The 25,360-nt window shown below is 69.8% G+C and carries 23 protein-coding genes and 1 pseudogene; 18 read left to right on the top strand and 6 right to left on the bottom strand.

Annotated features, from left to right (window positions below):
• Window positions 1-180 precede the first annotated feature (180 nt).
• The 5 genes from OG718_RS19865 to OG718_RS19845 all read left to right on the top strand — a co-directional run bounded on the left by OG718_RS19865 (window position 181) and on the right by OG718_RS19845 (window position 4,426).
• Window positions 181-1,650, top strand: coding sequence for an ATP-binding protein (locus OG718_RS19865; RefSeq protein WP_328844722.1), 1,470 nt, complete (start codon window positions 181-183; stop codon window positions 1,648-1,650).
• Window positions 1,647-2,063, top strand: a complete 417-nt coding sequence (locus OG718_RS19860) for a roadblock/LC7 domain-containing protein (protein ID WP_055616679.1) — start codon at window positions 1,647-1,649, stop codon at window positions 2,061-2,063. The genes OG718_RS19865 and OG718_RS19860 overlap by 4 nt, the downstream gene beginning before the upstream one ends.
• Entirely contained in the window at window positions 2,060-2,419 is a 360-nt protein-coding gene (locus OG718_RS19855; RefSeq protein ID WP_143636269.1) for a DUF742 domain-containing protein, read from the top strand. Before OG718_RS19860 ends, OG718_RS19855 begins: the two co-directional genes overlap by 4 nt.
• Entirely contained in the window at window positions 2,397-3,056 is a 660-nt protein-coding gene (locus tag OG718_RS19850; protein WP_143636267.1) for a GTP-binding protein, read from the top strand. The genes OG718_RS19855 and OG718_RS19850 overlap by 23 nt, the downstream gene beginning before the upstream one ends.
• A gap of 62 nt (window positions 3,057-3,118) precedes the next feature.
• Window positions 3,119-4,426 (top strand): cytochrome P450, encoded by a 1,308-nt coding sequence (locus OG718_RS19845; RefSeq protein WP_328847794.1) that lies wholly within the window; start codon window positions 3,119-3,121, stop codon window positions 4,424-4,426.
• Between the two features lie 513 nt (window positions 4,427-4,939).
• Here OG718_RS19845 and OG718_RS19840 read toward each other — a convergent pair.
• On the bottom strand, window positions 4,940-6,187 hold the full coding sequence (locus OG718_RS19840; RefSeq protein ID WP_143636266.1) for a cytochrome P450 family protein: 1,248 nt from the start codon (window positions 6,185-6,187) through the stop codon (window positions 4,940-4,942).
• Between the two features lie 199 nt (window positions 6,188-6,386).
• On the opposite strand from OG718_RS19840, the gene OG718_RS19835 reads away from it, so the two are divergent.
• The 6 genes and pseudogenes from OG718_RS19835 to OG718_RS19810 all read left to right on the top strand — a co-directional run bounded on the left by OG718_RS19835 (window position 6,387) and on the right by OG718_RS19810 (window position 14,432).
• A complete protein-coding gene (locus tag OG718_RS19835; protein ID WP_328844721.1) occupies window positions 6,387-6,770 on the top strand; it encodes a hypothetical protein in 384 nt (127 codons plus the stop codon).
• Window positions 6,771-7,035: 265 nt separating this feature from the next.
• Window positions 7,036-8,236: pseudogene (locus tag OG718_RS19830) on the top strand (MFS transporter).
• Window positions 8,237-8,311: 75 nt separating this feature from the next.
• Window positions 8,312-10,078 carry a glycoside hydrolase family 35 protein gene (locus tag OG718_RS19825; RefSeq protein WP_328844720.1) on the top strand — a complete coding sequence of 589 codons (1,767 nt, stop codon included), beginning with the start codon at window positions 8,312-8,314 and terminating at the stop codon, window positions 10,076-10,078.
• A complete protein-coding gene (locus tag OG718_RS19820; protein ID WP_328844719.1) occupies window positions 10,078-12,597 on the top strand; it encodes a beta-galactosidase in 2,520 nt (839 codons plus the stop codon). The genes OG718_RS19825 and OG718_RS19820 overlap by 1 nt, the downstream gene beginning before the upstream one ends.
• 94 nt (window positions 12,598-12,691) lie before the next feature.
• A complete protein-coding gene (locus OG718_RS19815) occupies window positions 12,692-13,780 on the top strand; it encodes a LacI family DNA-binding transcriptional regulator (protein ID WP_306937953.1) in 1,089 nt (362 codons plus the stop codon).
• Window positions 13,781-13,898: 118 nt separating this feature from the next.
• Window positions 13,899-14,432, top strand: a complete 534-nt coding sequence (locus tag OG718_RS19810; protein ID WP_306937951.1) for a MarR family winged helix-turn-helix transcriptional regulator — start codon at window positions 13,899-13,901, stop codon at window positions 14,430-14,432.
• A 24-nt stretch (window positions 14,433-14,456) separates the two neighbouring features.
• Here the strand turns inward: OG718_RS19810 and OG718_RS19805 are convergent, their stop codons facing one another.
• Window positions 14,457-15,203, bottom strand: coding sequence for a DUF4142 domain-containing protein (locus OG718_RS19805; RefSeq protein ID WP_143636254.1), 747 nt, complete (start codon window positions 15,201-15,203; stop codon window positions 14,457-14,459).
• Window positions 15,204-15,465: 262 nt separating this feature from the next.
• Between OG718_RS19805 and OG718_RS19800 the strand changes: the two genes are divergently transcribed.
• Entirely contained in the window at window positions 15,466-16,185 is a 720-nt protein-coding gene (locus OG718_RS19800; RefSeq protein WP_306937944.1) for a hypothetical protein, read from the top strand.
• Between the two features lie 65 nt (window positions 16,186-16,250).
• Window positions 16,251-17,030 (top strand): DUF1963 domain-containing protein, encoded by a 780-nt coding sequence (locus OG718_RS19795; RefSeq protein WP_328844718.1) that lies wholly within the window; start codon window positions 16,251-16,253, stop codon window positions 17,028-17,030.
• 55 nt (window positions 17,031-17,085) lie between these two features.
• Here OG718_RS19795 and OG718_RS19790 read toward each other — a convergent pair whose 3' ends face one another.
• Window positions 17,086-18,084, bottom strand: a complete 999-nt coding sequence (locus OG718_RS19790) for an aldo/keto reductase (RefSeq protein WP_328844717.1) — start codon at window positions 18,082-18,084, stop codon at window positions 17,086-17,088.
• 159 nt (window positions 18,085-18,243) lie between these two features.
• Window positions 18,244-19,113, bottom strand: a complete 870-nt coding sequence (locus tag OG718_RS19785) for an SDR family NAD(P)-dependent oxidoreductase (RefSeq protein ID WP_443055127.1) — start codon at window positions 19,111-19,113, stop codon at window positions 18,244-18,246.
• A gap of 175 nt (window positions 19,114-19,288) precedes the next feature.
• Here OG718_RS19785 and OG718_RS19780 point away from each other — a divergent pair, with 175 nt between their 5' ends.
• The gene (locus OG718_RS19780) at window positions 19,289-20,149 is read left to right on the top strand and encodes a helix-turn-helix transcriptional regulator (RefSeq protein WP_443055126.1); all 861 of its coding nucleotides are present in this window, start codon (window positions 19,289-19,291) and stop codon (window positions 20,147-20,149) included.
• A 502-nt stretch (window positions 20,150-20,651) separates the two neighbouring features.
• Here OG718_RS19780 and OG718_RS19770 read toward each other — a convergent pair.
• On the bottom strand, window positions 20,652-21,119 hold the full coding sequence (locus tag OG718_RS19770; RefSeq protein WP_143636242.1) for a hypothetical protein: 468 nt from the start codon (window positions 21,117-21,119) through the stop codon (window positions 20,652-20,654).
• A gap of 409 nt (window positions 21,120-21,528) precedes the next feature.
• Between OG718_RS19770 and OG718_RS19765 the strand changes: the two genes are divergently transcribed.
• Window positions 21,529-22,455, top strand: coding sequence for a phosphotransferase family protein (locus tag OG718_RS19765; protein WP_328844714.1), 927 nt, complete (start codon window positions 21,529-21,531; stop codon window positions 22,453-22,455).
• Window positions 22,456-22,623: 168 nt separating this feature from the next.
• Complete coding sequence (locus tag OG718_RS19760; protein ID WP_328844713.1) at window positions 22,624-22,791, top strand: hypothetical protein; 168 nt, start codon at window positions 22,624-22,626, stop codon at window positions 22,789-22,791.
• A gap of 64 nt (window positions 22,792-22,855) precedes the next feature.
• Here OG718_RS19760 and OG718_RS19755 read toward each other — a convergent pair whose 3' ends face one another.
• Complete coding sequence (locus OG718_RS19755) at window positions 22,856-24,109, bottom strand: hypothetical protein (protein ID WP_328847793.1); 1,254 nt, start codon at window positions 24,107-24,109, stop codon at window positions 22,856-22,858.
• A gap of 398 nt (window positions 24,110-24,507) precedes the next feature.
• Here OG718_RS19755 and OG718_RS19750 point away from each other — a divergent pair, with 398 nt between their 5' ends.
• Complete coding sequence (locus OG718_RS19750; RefSeq protein ID WP_328844712.1) at window positions 24,508-25,056, top strand: bifunctional DNA primase/polymerase; 549 nt, start codon at window positions 24,508-24,510, stop codon at window positions 25,054-25,056.
• Entirely contained in the window at window positions 25,046-25,348 is a 303-nt protein-coding gene (locus OG718_RS19745) for a hypothetical protein (RefSeq protein ID WP_328844710.1), read from the top strand. Before OG718_RS19750 ends, OG718_RS19745 begins: the two co-directional genes overlap by 11 nt.
• Window positions 25,349-25,360: the final 12 nt, after the last annotated feature.

Below are 25,360 nucleotides of genomic sequence, written 5' to 3'. Positions count from 1 at the left end.
GACAGTGCGCCTCACGGCAACTTCCTTGCGCGCGCGGAAAAGCGCGCGCGCCCGCTCGCGACTATCGTCGGGCGCCGCGTCCCCCACCTCCCCACGCCCCCCATCCCTTGCTCCCACCGCACTCACCACACCCACCCCTCAATCACCACCCTCCCCGCCTTTGAGAACTTCGAGGACTTCATGAAGGAACAGATACCGGAGGCGGTGTTCTGGTGCGTGGCCGTCGGCCTGCTCGCCGTCACCGTGCTGCTGGTGCGCCAGCGCGGGATCACCGCGCGGCTGCGCCGACGCATCACCGAGCTGGCCGAGGACGTGCGCACCCGCGAGGACGAGGTCCGGCACCTGGCCGCCGTACGGCTCCCCGCGCTGGAGGACCACGGCCCCCAGCAGCCGCTCGCCGGCGTGGGCCTGCTCGACTCGAGACTCTCCGGCAGCGGCTTCGCGAAGTCCCTCGACCACGTCCTGGAGCGGTTCGCCACCGCCGTGGAGCACGCCCAGGCCCGCGCAGACCAGTCCGCGAAGGCCGCCCTGAAGTCGTCGATGCGCTCGATCCAGGCGCTGGCCAACGAGCAGCAGGTCGCCATCTCCGACATGCAGGACCGCCACGACCGCCCCGACGTGCTGCGCGACCTGCTGGAGATCGACCACGCCAACGCCCAGTTCGGCCGCCGAGCCCAGGCCATCGCCGTACTGTGCGGATCCTGGCCGGGCCGCCAGCGCTCCACCTCCGCGCTGATCGAGGTCGTCCGCGGTGCCACCTCCCGCATCCGTGACTACCGGCGCGTACAGATCCACGGCCAGGCCGACATCGCCGTCGAGAGCCGGGCCGTCGAGCCGGTCGTGCTCACCATCGCCGAGCTGCTCGACAACGCGGCCCGCCACTCGCAGCCCAACACCAAGGTCGAGGTCAACGTCCAGTCCGTGCACAACGGCGCCTGCGTGATCATCGACGACGCCGGTGTCGGCATGGACGCCCACGCGACCGAGCGGGCCGCCGCCCTGCTGTCCGGCCGGCACGCGGTGGACGTCACCCGGCTCGACGACCCGCCTCAGTTCGGCTTCGCGGTCATCGGCGTGCTCGCCGCGCGCTACGGGTTCAGCGTCTCCGCCGACACCCGCTCCCCGTACGGAGGCGTCCGTGCCGTCGTGTTCGTGCCGTCCGCCCTGCTCACGCACCGGGACACTGCGGAGGAGCTGCCGCCCGTGACCGCACCGCCCGCCCGCGCCTCCTCCCGTACGCCGGCCGCGTCGGCCCGTACGACGGAGTCCGCTCGTACCACCGAGCACGGTCGTACGCCCGCGTCCGCCGGTACGTCCGAGACCGCGCCCGCGTCCGCCCGTACGCGCGAATCCGGCGGTACGTCCGAAGCGGCGCTCGCGCCGTCCTCCGCCTCCTCCGCCGACGAGCCGGCGGCCACGGCCGCCACGGCGACCACGGCCGGTGGACTGCCCAAGCGGCGCAGGCGGGCCCAGGCGCAGGCGGAGCCCGCCGCCGGAGCGCAGGAGCCGCCCGCGCCCCTGGACGATCCCGGCGAGCGCTCGGCCGAGGAGACCGCCCGTCGCATGGGCGCGTTCGCCCGCGGCACGCTGCACGGCCGTGCCGCCCAGGACACCACCTCCCACGAAGACGAAGGGAACATCCAAGGATGATCGAGCCCACTACGAACAACGAGTTGGGCTGGATGCTCGATGAGGTCCTGAAGGTCCCCGAGGCGCGCCACGCGATCCTGCTCTCGGCCGACGGCATGCTCCGCGCCCACTCCGCGGACATCGGCAGGGACGACGCCGAACGGCTCGCCGCGGGGCTCTCCGGCGTCCAGTCGATCAGCCGCAGCACCGCCGAGTTCTGCGGCAGCCCGCACACCCCCTGGCGGCAGACCCTGATCGAGTTCGCGCACGGCTACGTCTTCCTCGTGGCCGCCGGCGAGGGCGCCTACCTCGCGGTGTCCACCACCGAGCACGTGGACATGGAGGCCGTCACGTACCGCATGCACAAGCTCGTCGACCGGCTCGGCAAGGAACTGACCAGCCCGGCGCGTCGGGACGCCGGCAGCCCGGCATGACACCGCCCAGGCGTCCCGGAGGGAAGCTGGTGCGGCCGTACGTCGTGACGGACGGCCGCTCCCACCCGACCCGCAACACCCTGGACCTGGTCACCCTGCTGATCGCCGCCGACGACCTGCCACTGACCGGACTGAGCCCGGAGAAGCGGGCGTTGATGGAGCTGTGCCGGCCCGGCGCGCTGTCGGTCGCCGAGGTGGCCGGACATCTGGCGCTGCCGGTCAGCGTCACCAAGGTGCTGATCGCCGACCTCATGGACAGCGGCCACGTCGTCACCCGCTCCCCCATCCCGTCCGCCCGGCCGTCCGAGACCCGCATCCTCCAGGAGGTCCTCGATGGGCTCCGCGCCCGCCTCTGAAGACCGCCCCGCCGCGGGCGTCTATCTGCCGAGCGGTGTGCAGACCGCCGTCAAGGTCCTGATCGTGGGGCACTTCGCGGTCGGCAAGACCACCTTCGTCGGCGCGCTGTCCGAGATCCGGCCGCTGCGCACGGAGGAGGTCATGACCCAGGCCGGTGCCCTCGTCGACGACCTCGCGGGCACGAAGGACAAGACGACCACCACCGTCGCCCTCGACTTCGGCCGCCTCACCCTCAACGACTCCCTCGTGCTGTACCTCTTCGGCACCCCCGGGCAGCAGCGCTTCACCGAGCTGTGGCAGGACATGACCCGCGGCGCGCTCGGCGCGCTCGTCCTCGCCGACACACGCCGCCTCGGCCAGTCCTTCGACGTCATGGGCGTACTGGAGGAACTGGGCCTGCCGTACGCCGTCGCCCTCAACGACTTCGACGACGCCTGTGCCGAGCACGACCTGGAGGAGGTCCGCGAGGCCCTCGACCTGCTCCCCGAGACACCCCTCGTACGGTGCGACGCCCGCGACCGGATCTCCTCCACGCACGCGCTGATCGCCCTCGTCGAGTACCTCCTCACCCGCAATGCCCACAGCGCCGACGACAGTGCCGGCAGTGCCGGCGACAGTGAACTGGAGCACGCGTGACCTCCCCCGAAGCCCCCGGCCCCGTCTCCGCGCCACCAGAGGGCTGCCCCTTCCACCACCCCATGTACGGCCCCGAGTTCGCCGCCGACCCGGCCGCCACGTACGGCAAGCTGCGCGCGCACGGCAACACCGCGCCCGTCGAACTCGCGCCCGGCGTGCGCGCCACCCTCGTCACCGGGTACGAGGCCGCGCTGCACGTCCTGCGCAGCCCGGAGACGTTCTCCAAGGACCCCCGCCGCTGGCGCGACCTGGCCGACGGCACCGTCGCGCCGGACAGCCCGGTCGTGCCGATGATGATGTACCGGCCGAACGCGCTGTTCACCGACGGCGAGGAGCACCGCAGGCTCCGCGGCGCCATCACCGACAGCCTGGCGCGCGTCGAGCCCAACACCCTGCGCGGGTACGTCGAGCGCAGCGCCGACACGCTGATCGACCTGATCGCGCCGCGCGGCGAGGCCGACTTGCTGGGGGAGTACGCGCAGGTCCTGCCGCTGCTCGTCTTCAACCGGCTCTTCGGGTGCCCGCCCGACCTCGGTGAGCGGCTGGTCGAGGGCATGTCCGGGATCTTCGACGGCGTGGACGCGGAGAAGGCCAACGAGCTGCTCACCGTGACCCTGCTCGACCTCATCGCGCTCAAGCGGGCGCGGCCGGGGCAGGACATGACGTCCTGGATGATGGCCCACCCGGCCGCCCTCACCGACGAGGAGATGATCCACGAGCTCGTCGTCCTCATGGGCGCGGGCACCGAGCCCCAGCAGAACCTGATCTCCAACGGGCTGCGGCTGCTGCTGTCCGACGACCGGTTCGCGGGCAGCCTGGGCGGGGGCAGCCTGCCGGTGGAGGACGCGCTCGACGAGGTCCTGTGGACCGATCCGCCGATGGCCAACTACGCGGTGCACTATCCGGTTCGGGACGTCGTGTACGAGGGGACGCTGTTGCGTGCCGGTGATCCGGTCGTCATCAGCCTCGCCGCCGCGAACACGGATCCGGCGCTGACGAATGATCAGCGGGCGGGGAATCGCGCCCACTTGGCGTGGAGCGCGGGTCCGCACAACTGTCCGGCACAGAGCCCGGCGCGGTTGATCGCCGCCGTGGCGGTCGAGAAGCTGCTCGACCGGTTGCCCGATGTGGAGCTTGCGGTGCCGGTGGGTGAACTGGAGTGGCGGCCGGGGCCGTTCCACCGGGCGTTGGCTTCCCTGCCGGTGCGGTTTCCTGTGGCGCCGGTCAGTCGGGAGACGGTCGTTGGGCGGGAGGGTGTGCGGCGGCCCGCACTGCCCGCGTTCGCCGGGCCGCCGGAGACGGCGGTCGCCGAGGTCGGTCGGCCTGCGGGGGTGTGGGCGCGGCTGCGGGGGTGGTGGCGGGGGGAGTAGGTACGGGTTCGTCTTCGTTGTCGGCTGCGGGTGTGTTGTGGCTGGTCGCGCAGTTCCCCGCGCCCCCTGGGTGGGTGCCGGTTCGTCTTCTGGGTGCGGGGCCGTGGCGGGATGTGCGTCCGCAGCCGGTGACGTAAAGCGCGGTTGCCGCCCGGTGACCGACAACTGGCGTCCTCGTATGCTGCGGACACACATCCCGCCACGTCCCCTCCGGCCGGTGGACCATCCGGCCCCCGCCAGAGGCGCGGCGATCGGCGGGCGGCGCCCCTTCAGGGGCGCGGGGAACGGCGCGAGCAACCCAGGACGGCCGGCACGTGATGAACCGGCCCCAGGCACCGGCTTTTAGGGGCGCGGGGAACGGCGCGAGCAACCCAGGACGGCCGGCACGTGATGAACCGGCCCCAGGCACCGGCTTTCAGGGGCGCGGGGAACGGCGCGAGCAACCACGACGGTCCGCGGCCGACGGAGCACCCCGACCCCCACCCACCCGAAGCCCGTTCACCCGACCGGAGGTCAGCCGCTGAGCCTTACCGGCAGGTACCGGTGGCCGTTGGAGATGAAGGATGCCACCGGGTCCAACTCCTGGTCAGGAACGGCGAGTTCGAGGTCGGGGTAGCGCTCGAAGAGGGCAGGCAGCGCGATGCGGGCCTCCATGCGGCCCAGCGGAGCGCCGAGGCAGAAGTGGACCCCGTGGCCGAAGGCCAGGTGCTCCTTGCCGAGGCGCGTGACGTCGAACCGGTCGGCGTCCGCCCCGTGGTCCACGGGATTACGCCCGGCGGCGGCGTACGCCGCGAGGATCGCCTCACCCTTGGCGATCACCACACCCTCGGGCCCGCCCAGTTCACCGAGCGCCAGGTCCTCCACGGCGTACCGCAACGGCAGGCTGGCCACCGGCGCCTGCACCCGCAGGGTCTCCTCGATCACGTCGTCCCAGGTGGCCCGCCCCGCCCGGACGTGTGCCAACTGCTCGGGGTGGGTCAGCAGCGCGTGAATCGCGTTGTCGATGAGGTTGACCGTGGTCTCATGCCCCGCGCTGATCATCAGCACCAGCGTGTCGAGCAGCTCCTGCTCGCTGAGCCGCGTGTCGCCCTCGTCGTCGCGCGCGGCGATGAGCCCGGAGGTGAGATCGTCGCCGGGCGACTCCCGCTTGGCGGCGACGAGTTCACCCAGGGCCGCGTACAGCCGCGTGTAGATGTCCGTGACCTCCTCCGGGGTGGCGGCGGTGTTGAAGATGCCGTCCACGACGGCCCGCAACTCCGCGCCCTTCTCCTCGGGCAGTCCGAACAGCTCGCTGATCACCTGGATCGGCAGCGGGTAGCAGAACTCCTCGCGAAGGTCGACGACCTCGCCCCGCCGCCCGGCCTCGTCGATACGGTCGAGCAGGGTCTTGGTGATCTCCTCGACACGCGGCTGGAGCGCGGCCGTCCGGCGGCCGGTGAACGCCTTCGCCACCAGGGTCCGCAGGCGTTTGTGCTCCCCGCCGTACGCCGTGAACATGTTCTGCACGGCGACCCAGGTGAACAGCGGCCACTCCGGGGAGATCTCCCCGTTGATCCACACCGGCCAGTGCTGCCGCGGGTCCTTCGACACCCGTGGGTCGGTGAGCAGCTTCTTGAGGAGGTCCGTACTGCTGACCGCCCAGGCCTCCACACCGTCGGGGAGCTCAACTCGTGTCACCGGACCGCGCTCGCGTATCCGTGCCGCCTCGCCGTGGATGTCGCGACCGGACGGGTCGATGACGATGGAGCCCTGCTCTGACATGGGAGCCTCCCAGTTTCCGAAACGCGAACCGCTCGAACCCAATACGGCGGGTGACGTTACGCGGCCGTAGGGTTCGCGAACGAGAGCGCGTGGGACGTGCTGCGCATGTCGACAAGTTCCCTACGCGTACTGGCAAGTTGGTGAATCGCGTCCGCCCTAGGGTCGTCTTCCCCGGGCGAGAGGCGGTGAGAGCCGGACCATGCCGAGCAGCGATGCCCCCAGGTGGCTGCGGCCCCTCGGCCCCGGCGTGCGGACACTGCCGGCCGGCGAGTGGTGGGACGCGGTGCGGGTTCCCCTCGCCACGGGCCTGAGCATCCTCGAACATCTCGGACCGCGCACGGGAGCCGTCATCGAGGACGGCTACGGCGGCAACGGCATTCTGTACTGGCTCGTCCCGCCCGGCGAGGCCGTCGACTGGCACCTCCCTCCGGCCCAGATCCTCGGCCCGGGGTCTCATGTGGCCATCCCGCCGCGGCACCGCACGTACGCCCCCGGCCTGCACTGGCGGGTGCCGCCGACCAGGACCCGGCACTGGACCGACCCGGCCGGCCTCCACGCCGCCCTGCGCGCCACCCTGTCCTGACCGACTCCGGGCCTCCGCGGCCGGACTCCCTCCCGGGTCGCGACCCCACCCCGCACTGTCCTGCTGCGGGGATCTTGACGGCTTTGAGTTACCGGTAACATCATGGTTCTCGTAGCGCTGCCGCCGGCGTCCGGGGCGGCTCGTCGCCCACGGGAGCGTGGGCCGTCGACTGGAGTCCCGCGTGAGTGACCACGTGACAGGCCCGACGACCGCGTCGCCGGTCGCGAGCGTCCCGAGGCATGCCCAAGTGGCCCCGGACAAACCCGTGTTCAGCAGGGCGGCCGTCGTCGCCTCCTGTGTGGGCTTCGTCCTCATCGGTGCGCTCCAGGCGCTGTACGGTCCCGCGATCCCCGCCTTCCGCGAGGAGTTCGGGCTCTCGCCCTCGGCGGCCGGGCTGGGGCTGAGCGCACACTTCGTCGGTGGCGTCGCGGGGGTCCTTCTCTTCGACCGGCTGTACGGGCGGCTCGGCAACCGGCAGATCCTCGGTGCCTCGTACCTGCTGATGGCCGTCGGCGCGGCCGGCTTCGCGCTGGCCGCCGGCCCTGGCCGCGGCCCTGCTCGCCGGGCTGGGCTTCGGCGGCATCGACTACGGGCTCAACCAGCTGTTCGCCGTCGGCTTCGGCCATCGCTCGACCGCCATGCTCAACATCCTCAACGCACACTTCGGCATCGGCGCGATCCTCGGCCCGGCCCTGATCGGTCTGGTCGGCTCCGAGCACTATCCGGCGGTCTTCCTCGTCTTCGCCGCCGCCAACCTGCCGCTGCTGCTCTGCCTCAAGGGCGTACGCGACCATGTGCCGCATCCCGCCACCGGCAGTACGGAGGCCGGTCGTGGCGGGCAGGTGCTCGGCCGCAGCCTCGGGTCCGTACTCGCCGTCTTCGTCACCCTCTATGTCCTGCACGTGGGTATCGAGGCGGGTGTCGGCGGCTGGGAGCCCACCCATCTGGAGACGGTCGGTTATGGCGCCGGGGTCGCCGCCACCGCCACCTCCGTGTACTGGCTGATGATGACCGTCGGCCGCTTTCTCGTGGCACCGATCGCGCTGCGGTACTCCGCCCAAGCCATCATCACCGTCTCGTGCGCCGGCATGACGGTCTGCCTGCTGCTGGCCGCCGTACCGGGGCTCGCCCCCTACGCGTACGCCGGTGTCGGGCTGTTCATCGCGCCGATCTTCCCCACCGGGCTGCCCTGGCTCAACAGGGCCGCCCCGCGGGCCCGTAGGGCCGGAGCGGTGGTCATCGCCGCGTCCATGGTCGGCGGGGTCGCGGCCGGGCCCGCGCTCGGCAAGGCCATCGAGTGGTCCGGCGTCCGCGCGGTGCCCCTCCTGCTGGGCGCGGTCTCGGCGCTGTGTCTGGCGGCCACGGTGTGGCTGATCCGCGCGACGCGAACCGCCGGTGCCGACGCCCACGCCGATCCCGATGCCCACACCGACGCCCATGCCGATGCCGACGCCTGCGTCCGCTGAAGAACACTCCCGTCCCCGGCCCGGCACGACCGGGGCCCCGGCTGAACTCGGTTGAACCGAAAGGAAGTTCCCCTCATGTCCGCTCTGACGACGTCGTCCGACGGTTTCCTCCTCCACGGTGAGCCGTTCCGCATCATCTCCGGCGCGATGCACTACTTCCGCATCCACCCCGACCAGTGGACCGACCGGCTCCGCAAGGCCCGTCTGATGGGCCTCAACACGGTGGAGACGTACGTGCCGTGGAACCTCCACCAGCCGGAGCCCGGCACCCTCGTCCTCGACGGGTTCCTCGACCTGCCGCGCTTTCTGCGCCTCGCCCGCTCCGAGGGACTGCACGTCCTGCTGCGCCCCGGCCCGTACATCTGCGCCGAGTGGGACGGCGGTGGTCTGCCCTCCTGGCTGACCACCGACCCCGACATCCGGCTGCGCTCCAGCGATCCCCGCTTCACGGACGCGCTCGACCGCTATCTCGACCTGCTGCTGCCCCCGATCGTGCCCCAACTGGCCGCGAACGGCGGCCCGGTGATCGCCGTACAGGTGGAGAACGAGTACGGGGCGTACGGCACCGACACCGCGTACCTCGAACACCTCGCCCGGTCCCTGCGCTCGCGCGGCATCGAGGAACTCCTCTTCACCTGCGACCAGGCCAACCCCGAACACCTGGCGGCCGGCAGCCTGCCCGGCGTCCTCAGCACCGGCACCTTCGGCAGCAGGATCGAGTCCTCCCTGGAGCAGTTGCGCGCCCACCAGCCCGAAGGGCCCCTGATGTGCGCGGAGTTCTGGATCGGCTGGTTCGACCACTGGGGCGAGCCGCATCATGTGCGGGATGCCGATGATGCCGCTGCCGATCTCGACCGGCTGCTCTCGGCCGGCGCGTCCGTGAACATCTACATGTTCCACGGCGGCACCAACTTCGCCTTCACCAACGGCGCCAACCACGACCACGCGTACGAGCCGATCGTGACGTCGTACGACTACGACGCCGCCCTCACCGAGTCCGGCGACCCCGGCCCCAAGTACCACGCCTTCCGCGAGGTGATCGCCCGCCACGCCCCCGTCCCCGACGAGCCGGTCCCGGCACCGGCCCGCAAACTCCCGCTCACCACAGTGGAGTTGGACCGCCGGGCCGCACTGCTTCCGCACGCGACCGCCCTGGCCAAGCCCGTACGCGTCGACGCCGACCCGGTGACCGCGGAGGAGCTGGGCCTGCGGTCGGGGTACGTCCTGTACCGCACCACGGTCCCGCTCCACGGCGACGGACTCCTGCATTTCTCGGGCGGTGTCGGCGACCGCGCGCAGGTCTTCGTGGACGGCGCCCCCGTCGGCGTACTCGAACGTGAACGCCATGAGGAGGCCCTGCCCGTGCGCGTTCCGCGGGCCGGTGCCTCGCTCGACGTGCTCGTGGAGAACATGGGCGGCGTCAACTACGGCCCGCGCATCGGCGCGCCGAAGGGGCTGCTCGGCCCCGTCACCTTCAAGGGCACGGTCCTGCAGGGCTGGGACTGCCATCCACTGACACTCGACAACCTGGGATCCGTGCCCTTCGCCCCGGCGTCCGAAGCACCCGCGGACGCCGGTCCCGCCTTCCACCACGGCACCTTCGAGGTCCACGCGCCCGCCGACACGTTCCTCTCCCTGCCCGGCTGGACCAAGGGACAGGCCTGGGTCAACGGCTTCCACCTCGGCCGCTACTGGAACCGCGGCCCGCAGCGCACGCTGTACGTGCCGGCACCCGTACTGCGTCGCGGCACCAACGAACTGGTCCTGCTGGAGCTCCAGGCCACGACCGGCCCGCGCGCGCTGCTCACCGACACGCCCGACCTCGGCCCGGTGAAGCCCTGATGCCCCACCACTTGCGTGTTCCCGCGCCCACCGGGACCCCGCTGACCGGCCATCTCCCCTTCGGCGACGCCCCCGGCGTCCCCGACCCGATCGAGGTCACCAGCCGGTACCTCACACGCGGCGGCCGTCCCTGGTTCCCGGTCTCCGGCGAGTTCCACTACACCCGCTACCCGGCCCGGGACTGGGAGGAGGAACTCCTGAAGATGAAGGCGGGCGGGGTGACCGCCGTCGCCAGCTACGTCATCTGGATCCACCACGAGGAGGCCGAGGGCCGCATCCGCTTCGACGGCGACAGGGACCTGCGGCGTTTCGCCGAACTCTGTGGCCGCCACGGCCTGGACTTCATCCCGCGTATCGGTCCCTGGTCCCACGCGGAGGTGCGCAACGGCGGCCTCCCCGACTGGCTGCTCGCCCGCGCCTGCACCCCGCGCACGGACGATCCGGCCTATCTGGCACCCGTACGCACCTGGTTCGAGGCGATCGCCGGGCAGCTGCGCGGGCTCGACCGTGCGCACGGCGGCCCGATCGTCGCGATCCAGATCGAGAACGAGCTCTACGACCGGCCGGGCCATCTGCTGACGCTGAAGCGCATGGCACAGGAGGCCGGACTGAGCGCCCCGCTCTGGACGTCGACGGCGTGGGGCGGCGTCCAGCTCCCGCCCGACGAACTGCTTCCGCTCTACGGCGGCTACCCCGAGACCTTCTGGACGGAGGCGGACGGCGGCTGGCCCGACACCTGCCGCAAGCACTTCTTCTTCACCCACCAGCGCGACGACGAGGGCATCGGCGCCGATCTGCGCCCGACGACGGTTCGCGGCAGCGACCCGACGGCCCTGGAGGACCGATTCCCCTGGGCCACCTGCGAGTTGGGCGGCGGCATGGCGGTCGCCTATCACCGCCGCCCGCGCGTCGACGCCGCCGACATCGGCGCCCTCGGCCTCACCAAGATCGGCTGCGGTTCGGTGTGGCAGGGCTACTACATGTTCCACGGCGGCACCAACCCGCAGGGCGAGTCGACGACTCTTCAGGAGTCCCACGCCACCGGATATCCGAACGACCTCCCCGTCCTGACGTACGACTTCCAGGCACCGCTCGGCGAGTACGGCCAGTACCGGCCCACGTACGACGAACTGCGGCTCCACCACCTGATGCTGGCCGACTTCGGTCATCTGATCGCGCCCATGGAGTCCGTGCTTCCCGAGCGGCAGCCGGCCGGACAGTACGACCGGGAGACACTCAGGTGGGCGGTCCGCGCGGACGGGCGGTCCGGGTTCCTCTTCGTCAACAACCATCAGCCGCACGAGCCGCTGCCGGACCATCCGGACACGTCGTTCACGGTCGAATTCCCGGACGCCGGCGAACTGACGTTTCCCAGCACACCGGTGACGGTTCCTCAGGGGGCCTACTTCTGCTGGCCGTTACGGCTCGACGTGGCCGGACTGCGGCTCGACTGGGCCACCGCCCAGCCCGTCTGCACGGTCGACGCGGACGGTCGTACGGTCCTGGTGCTGGCCGCCGTCGACGGGATCGCCCCCGAACTCGCCCTGGACACCAGCACGTTGAAGTCGGTCTACGCTCCGACGCGGCAGGTCTCCTCCGTCGGCGGGCGCGTCCTGGTCACCGGGCTGCGGCCCGGCACCGACGCACTCGTCGAGGTCATCACGACGGACGGCAACCAGGTCGGCCTGCTGGTCCTGGACGCGGCGACGGCCCGCACCGCCTACCGGGGTGTCGCGTGGGGAACCGAGCGGCTGGTGCTCTGCGCCGACGGTGTCGTCTTCGACGAGCACGCGGGGGACGGTCGGGGTGGACAGGGCGAGGTGCGGGTGCACGGTCGACGGGCCGGGGAGGTGTCGTTCGCGGTGCTGCCGGCGCCGGAGCGGGCGCCGGTGGTGACGTGGGCGGGGCCAGCGGCAGCCGGGGTGACCGGGGCGGTCGTTCGGGAGGCGGCGGACGGGGTGCTCACGCGCTACACGGTGCAGGGTGGCGGCGGCCAGGCTGTCGCGGAGGCGTCGGCCACGCTGATTCGGGCTTCGGCGGCACCGGCGCCCGAGCCGGTGACGGGTGTGCTGGGCCGGGCGAGCGCCCCGGCGGACAAGCACTTCGACACCCCGGCGGCCGCCGAGTACGAAATCGCCGTGCCGGACGGCCTTCCGCGCGAGGGCACCCTCCTGCGCGTCCACTGGAGCGGGGACGTGGCGCGGGCGTACGTGGGGGACACGCTCGTGGCGGACCAGTTCGCCTCGGGGCGGGTCTGGGACATCGCCCTGGACCGGCTCCCCGCGGAGGCCCTCAGGGAGGAGGGCCTGCGGCTGCGGGTGCTGCCTCGCCACCCGGACGCCCGGGTGTACGTGGCGGCGGAGGCGGGCGACACCGGGGGAGCGGTGGCGGCGGACACGGGTGGGGACGTGGGAGGAGCGGTGGCCGGACGGACGAACGGAGACGGGAGAGCGGTGGCGGCGAGCATCGGGCGCGTCGAGTGGGTGACGGCCCGCACATGGGTGACGAGGGCGGGCTGAGCCCCCGGGGCCCCTCTCCCGCCGGGCGGCCTATCCTGTGGGCCAGCCGGGCGGGGCACGACCGCCGGCACGAACCCGAAGGACATCACCCGTCATGACCCGAAGTGCCGGTGACGGCGCGCCGCCCCAAGGCCCTCCCAAGGACCTCCCCAAGGGCCGCAGCCGCCGCAACTTCGCGGGAGCGCGGCCGGTGATGGACGACGTGGCGCGCCTGGCCGGTGTCTCCAAGCAGACCGTGTCCCGCGTGCTGAACGACAACCCGTCCGTCCGCCCCGAGACCCGTGAGTCGGTCCTGACGGCCATGCGCACGCTCGGCTACCGCCCGAGCCGCAGCGCCCGCTCTCTGGCCAGCGGAAGAACGCGCATGCTGGGCGTGATCTCCTTCGACGCGGCGCGGTTCGGCCCGGCCTCGATCCTGACCGCGATCAACACGGCGGCCCAGGAAGCCGGTTACCTGGTGAGTTCCATCGCGCTGGACACGGCGGACCGGGCCACCGTCGTACGGGCCGTGGACACGCTGTCGGCCGAGGGCGCGGACGGTGTGATCGCCATCGCCCCGCAGCGCTGGGTGGGCAGGGCGCTGGCGGAGGCGCAGTTGGACACCCCGCTGATGGTGCTGGAGAACGACCTGGGCAAGGACGCGTCCTTCGTCACGGCGGACAACCGCGCGGGCGCGCGCAAGGCCACGGAACATCTGCTGGCGCTGGGCCACGCGACGGTCTGGCACATCGCGGGCCCCACGGGCTGGCTGTCGGCGGACCGAAGGGTGGAGGCCTGGAGGGCCACGCTGGAGGCGGCCGGGGCCGAGATCCCCGAACCTCTCATCGGCGACTGGAGTGCAGACTCGGGCTACGAACTTGGCCGCCAACTGGCCGGCCGGCCCGACGTCACCGCGATCTTCGCCTCCAACGACCAGATGGCCCTGGGCCTGCTGCGGGCCCTGTACGAGGCGGGCCGCCACGTCCCCGACGACGTCAGCGTCGTCGGCTACGACGACATCCCCGAGGCCGCGCACCTGCTGCCCCCGCTGACCACGGTCCGCACCGACTTCCCCGAGATCGGCACCCGTTCCCTGCGCCTGCTCCTGTCCCAGCTGGACGGCCCGCCCGAGCCGGCCGTCGGCCGCGTCGTACCGGTCGAACTGATCGTCCGGAGGAGTACGGGCCCGGCCCCGGGCCGTTGACCTCTACCCGGGCACGGCCTGACCGGCGGGCCGTCTTCCCCGTACGCAGGTCATGGAGAAGGAAAATCTGTGCGGATCAGGTGAGTGGTCGGGTACCTCGGCGGGATAGAAAGGACACATGCCGGAGCACGAGACCCCCGCCGGGGCCAAGGACGATGTCGACGCGGTGACCCATGCGGTGATGACCGCCTCCCGCCTTCTCGTCGCGGTCTCGGCGCGTTCGCTCGCCGAGGTCGAGGAGCGCGTGACGCTGCCGCAGGTCCGGATGCTGGTGGTGCTCGCCACACGCGGCGCCACCAAACTGGTCACGCTCGCCGATCTCCTCCAGGTCGCGCCGTCCACCGCCATGCGCATGATCGACCGGCTCATCGCCGCCGGGCTGGCCGACCGCCAGACCAACCCCACCAACCGCCGAGAGACCCTGCTGCAGCTCACGGAGGAGGGGCGGCGCACCGTCGCGAACGTGACCGCCCGTCGGCGCGCCGAGATCTCCGCGATCGTCGAACGGCTCACCCCGAAACAGCGCGAGGCACTGGTCGACGCGCTGACGGCGTTCAACGAGGCGGGCGGAGAGCCCCTGGCCCCGGCACTGGACGACGCCGAGCCGTACCCCCTGGGCTGGGTGGACGTGCCGGCCACACACGAGGCCTGAAACCTTCTTTCCCTCCGGCCCGGTTCAACCGGCGCTCGGGCTGGGAGCCGGCGTCGGGGAACTCGTGTTCACATCCAGCCCCGGAGGCTCGTTGAGGACGAGAACGGGCGAGCCCGGCTGCGGCGCCGGCGGCGTCATCTCGTCCTTGGGGAGCTTCGGCGGGGTGGTCTGCTGGAAGTTGACCTGGTCGTAGTTGACGAGGTCGGTCTTCTCCAACACGGTGATGTGGTCGAGGACGGTGTCGTTGGCCAGGTCGGCCAGCTGCCGGATCATGGTGTTCTGGGTACTGGCCCGGATCTTGGCGATGGTCGGGAAGATCTGCCCGTGCGTCACCCGCATGATGTTCACCGCGGTCGTGTCGAACTGCTTGCCGGTGTTCCCGTCCACGGTCGCCACGAACTGCTGCTGTTGCGGGCTGGCCTGGTTGGGCAGGGTGATGCCCAACTCGGGAGCGATCTTCCGGCACAGCTCGTCGAGCCCGGAGTGCCCCGCGACCAGATGCTCGCCGGCCTCCTTCATCTCCGGGGTCGTCCCCCGCTCCATGGCCATCAGCCCCAGCGGGTGCTCCCACAACCCCGCCGCCCGAACCTTGATGACGAAGTCCCGGTCGGCCTCCGTCACCGGCCCGTACCGGGTGTTGGCGATGATCCGCTCCTGGTTGGTCGCCGTCTTCTCGATCCCGACGAGGGCGGGGTAGGCGAGCGCGGTGAGCGTCACGGCCAGCCCGCCGATCACGAATACGGTTCCTGCCGTGCGTTGCGTTACGCGCATGGTGCCTCCTGGGTGAACGGCTCGGTCCTCAGGGGGTACGGATGAGAAGCACAATGCAATCATTGCGCAGGGTAAATTTTGCACTCCGCTGATCCAGAGGGTGCCGTAAGGGGACCGACGGCCGTCCCGCCTACCGTGCAACCTGCCTCTGCGGCCTCCTCGGCTCGCCGTCTTCGCGGCCACGGGTCATACCCTTCAGTACGCCCCTAGGGTGTTCGGGCATGGGAACGGCCCACACCATTTCTGCTTGGGGGAGGGCGCCATGCCACGTCCGCGCCGTGCCAGGTGGTCAGTTTTATTGATCATGACGTTGGTCGCCGCGCTTCAAGCGGGGGCCATGCCCACCGCTTCCGGTCACGGTGACCACGGCGGTGAAGGCCGCATCGTCGAGCCGCGCAAGAAGTTGGACGGACTGACCGGGCGAGATGCCATGGGAGAGGGCTGGCATCGGACGTTCACCCTGCCGGCGGCGGAGAATCCATGGTTCGAAAACGGCGAACGGTGCGTGAAGCTCGGACGAACCGGCAAGGTTCTCCTGGCCATTGGAAACGGACCCCCGCAGAACTGCACCGTGAAAGAAGGAACGGCGGTGTTCGTCCTCGGACTCATGACTGTCTGCGACGACGTCGAGGAGCCCCCGTACTACGCGGTCGGCGAAGCCGCCCAACGCAAATGCGCCTGGACGGACCTCCGGACCAACACCGAGTCGGTGCGGCTCACCGTCGACGGCGGCAGGCCCATCGATCTCCAAAAGCGACGCTTCGCAATCTGCGCACCGCAGCAGGCGGTTCAGCTGAGGCCGGACAACTTCCTGAACGTACCCGCACAGCCCGCGACCTTCACCGCCTGCGGGTGGGTGGCATGGCTGACAGACCTCGCACCAGGCCGACACGTCCTCAACTCACAAGCAACCTACTTCGACGGCTCGGAGCCGCACGTATGGGCTCCCGTCATCAACGTGGTCCGGAAGAACCACCACTGAGGACCTTCAGCCGCGGCAATTCGACGATCGACGACCTGTCAGTGGCCCATGGCACGATCGCGGCCATGACATCGATCGAGGAACAGCTCCTTCTCAGGACGGCCGCCGAGTACGGCGTTCCCGGCCCCGTCGCACAGGAGTTGATGGCCCGGACGCGGCCGTGCCTGTATCTGGTGCCGCACGAGGAAGTGCCTGCGTCCCGGCGGGGAAACGCCCGCCCCGCCGCACGAACGGGCGGGCTCCCCGCACTGCCGGACGGGGTGGACTGGCCCGAACCGAGAAATCCGCTCGTGCTGAGCGTCGACTGCGCGGCCCTGCCTCACGACGTCCTGGACATCGAACTGCCCGCCGATGGGCACCTGTTGTTGTTCACAGAGATCGAGTACCCGCCGGACTCGTCCGTGGTGCTCCACATCCCTGCCGGAGCACGCACCACGGAACGCTCCGCGACATATGAATTCAACGGTGAGGCCGAGCAGGTCAGGGTCTACGAACCACGCACCCTGTATCCCATGCCCGGGCTGACCCTCGACAGTGACTGGGAAGAGGGCCCACAGACCCGCGCGTTCCTGGCCGAGGACGGAGCGGAGGACACGCTGGACGGTTTCGAGGAAGCCGTCCTCGACATGGCCTTCGGTGGACATCGCCCCGGAGTCTGCGTACAGATCGGCGGGCACTCCGACCCGTGGGACATGGCACCGGACGAGGGCGATCTCGTGCTCTTCGCGCAAATGGCCGGGCAGGCGATCGACTACAACGTATTCACCATGAACCTGATCGTGGGCACACGGGAGGACATCGCCGCCCGACGGTATTCCAGCCTCCAGTACGACCAGCAGTGCTGAGCCGGCGCACTCACCTCGAACCAACGACGCCGGTCGCTTCGGACGGGTACCGGGATCACTCCTGGATGGAGGCCATGCCCATCGGCGCGTAGCGGTCTCCCGCCACGGCTCCGACCGGGATCGCGGCGCTCAGCCCGGCGACGGTTGCGGGGTCGAGTTCGACGGCGGCGGCTGCGACGTTCTGCTCGAGCCACGTGCGCCGCTTGGTTCCGGGGAGGGCAGTGACTCCGTCCTGGGCGAGCACCCAGGCGAGGGCGAGTTGACCGGTCGTCACGCCGAGGCTGTCCGCCGTCGCGACGATCCGGTCGAGAAGTGACAGGTTCTGTTCCAGGTTCGTGTCGGCGAAGCGCGGCGACGTGCGACGGAAGTCGTGGGCCGGCAGGTCGTGCACCGATCGCACGGCTCCGGTGAGGAAGCCGCGGCCGAGCGGGGCGTACGCGACGAATCCGATGCCCAGTTCACGGACCGTGTCGAGCACGCCGTTGACTTCGACGGTGCGGCTGAACAACGAGTACTCGGTCTGCACCGCCGACAGCGGGGCCACCGCGTGCGCTGCCCGGATACTCGCCGGGGACGCCTCGCTGATACCGAGGTACCGCAGCTTCCCCTCCGCCACCAGATCGGCGAGGGCGCCGAATGTCTCCTCGACAGGCACGCCCGGGTCGACCCGGTGCAGATAGTACAGGTCGATGTGATCCGTGCCCAGCCGGCCCAACGAGCCTTCCACACCCGCTCGTAGGTAGTCGGGTCGCCCGTTGGGACCGCCGACGATCTTCCCGGTCCCGTCGAGAGTGACGCCACCACCCTTCGTCGCGACGGTCAGTTCGCCACGGCGGCCCTTCAGCGCCCGGCCGAGCAGTTCCTCGCCGCTGAAGGGCCCGTACATGTCCGCGGTGTCGAACATCGTGACGCCCAGCTCTACCGCCCGGTGAACAGTTCTGATCGCCTCGGCCTCGTCCGGGGTGCCGTACATCGCGGTCATGCCCATGGTGCCGAGGCCCTCGACGGAGGCGACCAGGCCGCCGCCGCCGATGTCGTGTGTCTGCAAAGTCATGTCTCCACCAGGTCGTTGTAGGGGGATCGCTGATGATCTTTCAAGGTGCCACCGAGGGAGCCGGGCGAGATCTACGCCCAGGTCGACGGTCTGTTCCGGAAAGCCGTGCGGTACGTAGATCTCGGCGTGGGGCGGCCTCCAGGTAGTTCATTGGGCCGCTCATCGGACAACCGCACCGACGAGGTCGGTGGTCGCGTCCCACAGCCGGCCGGCCATGGCGGAGTCGAGACCGGCCTTGCCCTGTCTGCGGATGGCCGGGGAGCCCCGGAAGCCGCCCAGACCGTCCGGTCCGACGTAGGAGTTGCCGGGGACGTCCTGCGTCGCGGCGAAGAGCAGCGACAGCGCTCCGCGCTCAGGGGCGTTGGTGAGGAACGTGAACCGGTTGATGACGTTCGACCGGGACTGGGCCGCCAGCGAGGTACGGGCGATGCCGGGGCTGGCAAGCACCGAGCGCACGGCACTACCGGCGGCGGTCAGCCGACGCTGCAGCTCCAGAGAGAACAGGACGACAGCGAGCTTCGACGCCTGGTAGGCCTGCATCCCGTTGTGCTTGCGCGTCCGCCAGTCGAGGTCGTCCAGGTCGATCCAGCCCTGCTTGTGCAGCTCGCTGGTGACGTGCACCACGCGGTCGGAGACGCGCTCGAGCAGCCGGTTGGTCAGCAGAAAGGGACCGGTGTAGTTGGTGGTGGTCTGCAGATCGAGGCCGTCGGCGGTACGCGCGGCGGGGATGTCCATCACACCGGCGTTGTTGATCAGGATGTCGATGTCACCGGACCAGGCGGCGGCGAAGGCTCGCACCGAGGTCAGATCCGATACGTCGAGTGGTCTGACGTCGAAGATGCCGGGCAGGCCGTCGACGGCGCGGCGGGCCTTGCCGGTGTCGCGTACCCCCAGCACGACGCGGGCACCGGCACGGGCGAGCTCGCGTGCCGTGATCAGGCCGAGGCCGCGGCCGGCGCCGGTGATCACCACCGTACGGCCGGTCAGATCGGGGAGGTCGTTCGCTGTCCAACTGCTCATGCTGGTCATGGATCTTGGCTCCGTGGGTCAGGATTCGCGTTTCGGGATCCGCAGTCCGGAATCCGCGGCGACCGGTGATCGCAAAGCCAGTGAACTCGCCGCGCCACGGGCGGTGGAAGGACATGCGGAACCACTGAATGGGAGGTCGTGGCTAAGCCGCGCCGGATGGCCAACGATGGGGAACATGGACCATACGTTCGACCGCTCGTCCCTCGGCGCCTTTCTGCGCACCCGGCGCACGGCGCTGCAACCGGAGGACGTCGGCCTGCGACGCGGGGAACGCCGACGCGCTCCGGGCCTGCGCCGCGAGGAGGTGGCGGAGCTGTGCACCATGTCCGCCGACTACTTCGCCCGGCTGGAACGCGGTGACGGGCCGCAGCCGTCGGAGCAGATGGTCGCGGCCATCGCCCGCGGCCTGCGGCTGACCCCGGACGAACGTGATCACCTGTTCCTGCTCGCCGGCTACCGCACCGCACGACGTGACCTGCGGCTTCAGCACGTGAGCCCCGGCCTGATGCGAGTGATGGACGGCTTGGCCGGCACGACAGCACAGGTCATGGGCCCGATGGGCGAGACGTTGCTGCAGACGCCGTCCGCGGTGGCATTGCTCGGCGAGCAGACCCAGTACACCGGCAACGCCCGCAGCGCGACGTACCGCTGGTTTACCGATCCGGCCGCCCGCGAGCGGTACCACCCCGAGCAGCACGACAACAACAGCCGGACCAATGCCGCCCTTCTGCGCGCGGCTGCCACCCGGGACGGCCCCGGCTCCCCCGCGGCGGAGCTGGCGGACATCCTGCTGCGCACCAGCGACGAGTTCGCCCGCTTGTGGGAGCGTCACGAGGTGGGCCTGCGCCGGAGCGACACCAAACGCTTCATCCACCCCCAGGTCGGCCGACTGGACCTCTACTGCCAACTCCTCCTGGAGCCGGACCAGGGCCAGTCCCTCCTCATATTCACCGCCACCCCGGGCACGGAAAGCCACGAGAAACTAACCCTGCTCACGGTGCTGGGCACCGACCGGTTCGCCGCCAACACGGAGTGACGCCACCCCGGCCTGCCACCTCGGCGGCACTCTCCTGAGCCGAAATCCGGTTGATCTCATGAGAGTTCAGGATATGGCGGGGAAGGAAAGGAAATCTTCCGGCTTTCGTTCATACCGTCGGTGAGGACGCCGCGTCCCCGACAGCCGGCCGATGGTGCGCTCAACGATCCAACGGTGACGGCCCAGGTGGCGGGCGGACTCGATGCGCCTGCGGGCCAGAGGACGGCGAACGCGGCGTCCACTGGCCATCGACGCAGGGGGTTGTGGGGAGTGCCTGCGCCGTGGAGTGGCTGCTCGCGCGGGCCCCCTAGGTCGACGTCGTGCTGAAGGTCTACGCAAAGTAAGTCGACGGCCAGGAGCAAGAGATGAAGGACAGCATCCTGAAGGGCTTGGGAGAAGAGGTGGGCGTGTAGTTGAGGGATGCATGACTACTGATCAGAGTTGCTCAGCCAACCGTGGAACCCGTGGAGGGACCCGGGGCTTCCACGGTATTCGGCTCGTCTCATTGCACGTCGGACGAGGCGAGCGTGATGAAGTGCTCCAGAGCTTCTCGTGCCTGTGTACCGAGAGTGCTCAGTTCTGTCTTGTCGGATGCTTTGTGGAGGTTGGATGCGTGTGCGTAGGCATCTCGCGCGGCGTCGATCAACGTCTGCCCGCTTGCTATGAGCTGAACTCGGAACATCGCGTGGAGGGCGACCCCGCGGAGCCGGTAGGCCTCGGTTCGAGCCTCGAAGCATGCAGAGCTGTCTGGATCTTCGCTCTTGCGGTGCCAGCGATCCAGTTGGCCTCGCCTGTACTCGGTCAGCGCTCCGGCGAAGTCGCTGTAGACAGCCATCCGATCTGAGCGGAGTTGTTGCTGAGCTGCGAACACCTTGTCGCGCGCAGACGCTCTGCGTTGAAACAGGTGCGTCACACCGACGCCCAGTAGCGTTCCGATGACTGCGATGAGGGTCGAGAGAACACCGTCCACGGAAAGCAGAACATCACAAGATCGTCTACCCGCTCAGGTACTTTGCGGAGTTCCCCGGGACCTCTCCGAGAGTCGGCCTGACCTGCGGCGAGGCACATCAAGATCATTAAGCTGTCGTTACGTGACCACAGTCATGGAGCCGCATCCGGCCGCATCCGCCCGCACATACGCCAAGACCCCGTCCTCAGCTGAATCGCTGATGGCGGGGTCTTCGGGCACCTCATAAAGGGTGCCCCCGGCAGGATTCGAACCTGCGCACACGGCTCCGGAGCCCGGGTGAGGTCGTGAGGCCATTGACGCTCTGGCCTGCGAGGGAGCGGTCGGCACGGGGCCTGCTGAGCAAGGTCATCACGCCCCTATTACGTGGGCGGCCTGTCGAGCGGCGGGGCAGCGCCGTATGGTCGAAGGCATGATCTCGGGCAGCGGCGGGGGCCAGGACGGCGGTACGGAGTTCACGGCAGACGGCCTTGAGGTGGTCCTGCGAGAGGCGTGCGGGACGGCAGGACTGGACCCCGACGGCGCTGAGTTGCTGCGGCTCGGCTCCAACGCCGTATACCGCTTATCGGCGTCGCCGGTCATCGTCCGCGTTGCTCGCGACCCCGATGTCCTGGAGGAGATGGAGCGGGCCGTACGGGTTGCCCGATGGCTGGAGGCGGAGGACCTTCCAGCAACTCGGGTGCCGGCCAGGGTGACGCAACCCTTGGTGGTCGGCGGCCGGGTCGTGACGTTCTGGGAGAGCGTGCAGGAGCACGAGGAGTACGCCACGGTGGGTGAGCTGGCCGACCTGCTCCGCCGCTTGCACTGGCTCGAAGAGCCGGAGTCCCTGAGGCTCCCGTACTTCGACCCCTTCGCGAAGCTCTGGGGGTCGCTCCGGCAGATGGACGGCGTAACGGCGGACGACCGCGCGTTCCTGGAGGAACGAGCCGGAAAGCTGAACAAGGACTACGACCGGCTGGACTTCGTGCTCCCGTTCGGGATGATCCACGGGGACGCCAACATAGGCAACGTACTCCGCCACCGAGACGGCCAAGCGGTCCTCATCGACCTCGACGGCTTCGCGCTGGCTCCTCGCGAGTGGGATCTGATCCTCACCGCGATCTACTACGAGCGGTACGGCTGGCACACGCGGGCACAGTACGAGGAGTTCGTCCACCGGTACGGCTTCGACCTGATGAACTGGCCGGGCTACGAAGTACTCGCTGATCTGCGCGAGTTGATGATGGTCGTCTGGGTCGGGCACCAGGTCGCCACGAGCGAGCGGTCCGCCGACGAGTTCGCCCGCCGCGTTCGCGCCCTGCGCACGGGCGGCAGTCGGAAGGACTGGCAGCCGTTCTGAAGGGCCGCCTCTTTGGCTGACCGTGCTCGTTGACGAGAGTGTCCAATCCGGCGCGTGGGTGACTTTGCCATTGCGCGAGCCGTCCCCCATGACGGTGCGGCTCGCGGAACTGACTCGACCCTGGCGCGACGGCAGCACGGCAAGGCCAGCACGCAGAAGGGATCGACCATGAGTAACGTTCATGTCCGTATCGGGGAGTACCGCTACGCGTATCACACCGACCCTGACTGCCCTGCACTGAACGGCAAGCCGGAGACCTTCAAGGGGATGACGGAGATCTCCAGGGAGGAAGCGGAGAAGCAAGACCTCAAGGCTTGCCATCAGTGCAAGAAGTGACGACTGTTCTCGCCTCCCGTGGGGTCGCAGCAACTCGAAGTGGCGGCCCCACCACGTGCAAGCTCTATGCAGTGGAGAGCCCGGCGGCGGCGGCGTACCACAGTCGCTGGTCCGCTGCCTGTTCGTAGAAGTCCCGGAGGACGGCCGTAGGGCCGATGGTCGCCAAGTGCTGCTGGAACTCGGCGAGGTAGCTGACGCAGCGAGCGGACTTCAGCTGCTCGCCGAGGTCCAGCGCGTCCAGGGCCACCCGGCACGCCTCTTCGAGATCGCCGGCGCGTAGGTGTGCGTCGGCGAGAACCATCGTTGCGAAGAAATCACTCCGGACGTGGCTGCCGCTCATCGCGTTCGACGCGTGGGCAACGGCTTGGCGGGCGCTGTTGACGTCCCGGAAGCAGTGGGCGGCCTCGGCGGCGAGTTCCGCTTCGTCGAAATAGCTGATCCACTCGGGCTCGTCGTCGCTGTTCCGACTCTCCAGGGTCTTCGTCGCTGCTGCCAAGGCGAGTTCGCATGCCCGAGCGTCGCCGGTACGGGCCAGAGCGCGGGCCTCCATCGCGTGGAACTGCGCGCGAAGCGTCGGCGTCGCCACGGGCGAGATCCCCATGAGCGCCGCTCGGGCGAGCGTTGCGGCCTGCGTATAGCGGCCCAGGAACGTGGCCTGGTGGCTCATCGCGGAGAGGATGCTCCCGGCGAGGCGGCGATCGTTGGCGTCCTGGGCGAGCCGCAATGCCTGTAGGAAGTACCGCTGAGCGAGGCCGTGATGGCAGGCGTCGTACGACATCCAACCCGCGAGGAGAGTCGCCTCGGCGACGGTGGAGAAGAGTGCGCGGCCGACGGGCTCGGTGTACTGGCCGCTCAGCAGCGGAGTGACATCGCGACTCAGGAACTGGATCACGGAATGCCGCGCGTGGTCGCCTCCGAACCGGTCATCGAGCTGGGCGAACATATCGGCGGTCGTCTTGACCGTTGCCACATCGGCGAGGCCGACACTCACCACACTGTTCCGCGGCGCGGCGGGGAACGACGGCTCGGGCGCCACAAGCCACCGGAGGGACGCTTCATTCCACGCAGGTTCGGACGCCGGGGCCTCGAACAACGGCTCATAGCCGTTGAGATCAGCACGCCATAGCCACCCGACCGACTCAATGGCGGCATCGGGACTGTCCGGGTAGCCGGCCTCCAAGAAGGCCGAGTCCGCTCCATCGGCATGGTTCAGCCCGAGTTCCGCGGCGCTTGTGCCGAACGCAACGCTGAGGAACGGCCCATAGAACTCGTCAGGGACGCTGTGGCCGTTCTCCCAACTGGCGATACGTCGCTTCACGCTGGCGTCCGCCGGGAGTTGGTGCCCACGTCGCGCGGCGACCTGACGCAACTCACGTACGAGACGCGGTTGACTCCAGCCTCGGTTGGTACGGGCTTCACGTAAGCGGACACCGATCGGCTGCATCGGAAACGCGCCCCTTCTTTCCCTCTCGTGTGCCGTACAACAAGCCAGTCCCACAGTCGAATGTACGCGCCGCCAGTCCTCATGCACGCGCTGTAGCCGAAGTTGCCTTTGCCGAGTGTGGGGTGACGGGGGATGACGTACGGGGAGGTGCCGCGTCACCTCCCATCACCTCTCGTCATCTGCCCAGTTCAGGAGCCCTGGGACCAGTCTGGATCTGCGGCGGCAGAGCGGCCGTCGGCGCAGCCCGACAGAGGTGAGATGGCGTGCAGAGGATGACCAGAAGAGGCGTCGAGTGGCTGTCTGCTGCCGCTGACGATCCGGAGATGTGCAGGGCGCGGTGGGCGGACGATCCGCGTGGGCCGCGAATGCTGCCGACGGGCCGTCTCTTCGATGTCGTGGCGATCGACCAGCGCATCGGCTTGGAAACCTTCGATCTGCTCGTACGCCGGCAAATGCCGCTCGGCCCGGTCATGATCGACCACGCGGCCCGACGGGTCGGGTTCTTCCTCAACTCCCGTTGGCAGGGACGCTTTGTCCGCTTCCTGGCCAGGGCGACCGACAACCCACCGCCGTACAGGTACCTGGGCGACAACTCGTTCGTCGTGGTGCCTGGCCCCATGCCCATGTCGGGCGACCGCTACCAATGGCTCCGAGCTCCGGTCCGCCGGCCAGAGGCCGACCCACTACGTGCAGTTGCGCTGGCCTTCATGTTCGTGGCCGCTGCTGACCTCCTCGCGCGGGTCGATCACTACAGCGAGCAATACCCGAACCCTGAGGCTGCGACGGCCGAAGTCCTGGAGGCGGCGGCCAATGAACAGTGAGGGCGAGGAGCGCGACGGCATCGCCCGTTGGTCTCCGCTCGAAAGCGAAGGGTGGTACGCCGCGCGGGGTGCCACGAGCGCGCTGCGCGACGTCCTTGTGGCGGCGGGCCTGGAGAAGGACTTCCCGTACCTGCGGGCGGACTTGAACGCGTTCGGCCATGGGCTGATCGAACTCGGGCGCGTATCGCCGGAGACGGCGGAGCGGTTGGCAGAGCTCCTGAAACGTGCGCTGTCCTGCCCGCAGAGTGCGGACGGCGTGTGTAGCGGCCCGACGAACTTACGAGAGAACTAAAGGAGCGGGGAA

The organism is Streptomyces sp. NBC_00258 (genome assembly GCF_036182465.1).
Classification (GTDB): Bacteria; Actinomycetota; Actinomycetes; order Streptomycetales; family Streptomycetaceae; genus Streptomyces.
Note: the sequence above shows the minus strand (reverse complement) of the source record. Positions and strands in the feature narration are given on the sequence as shown.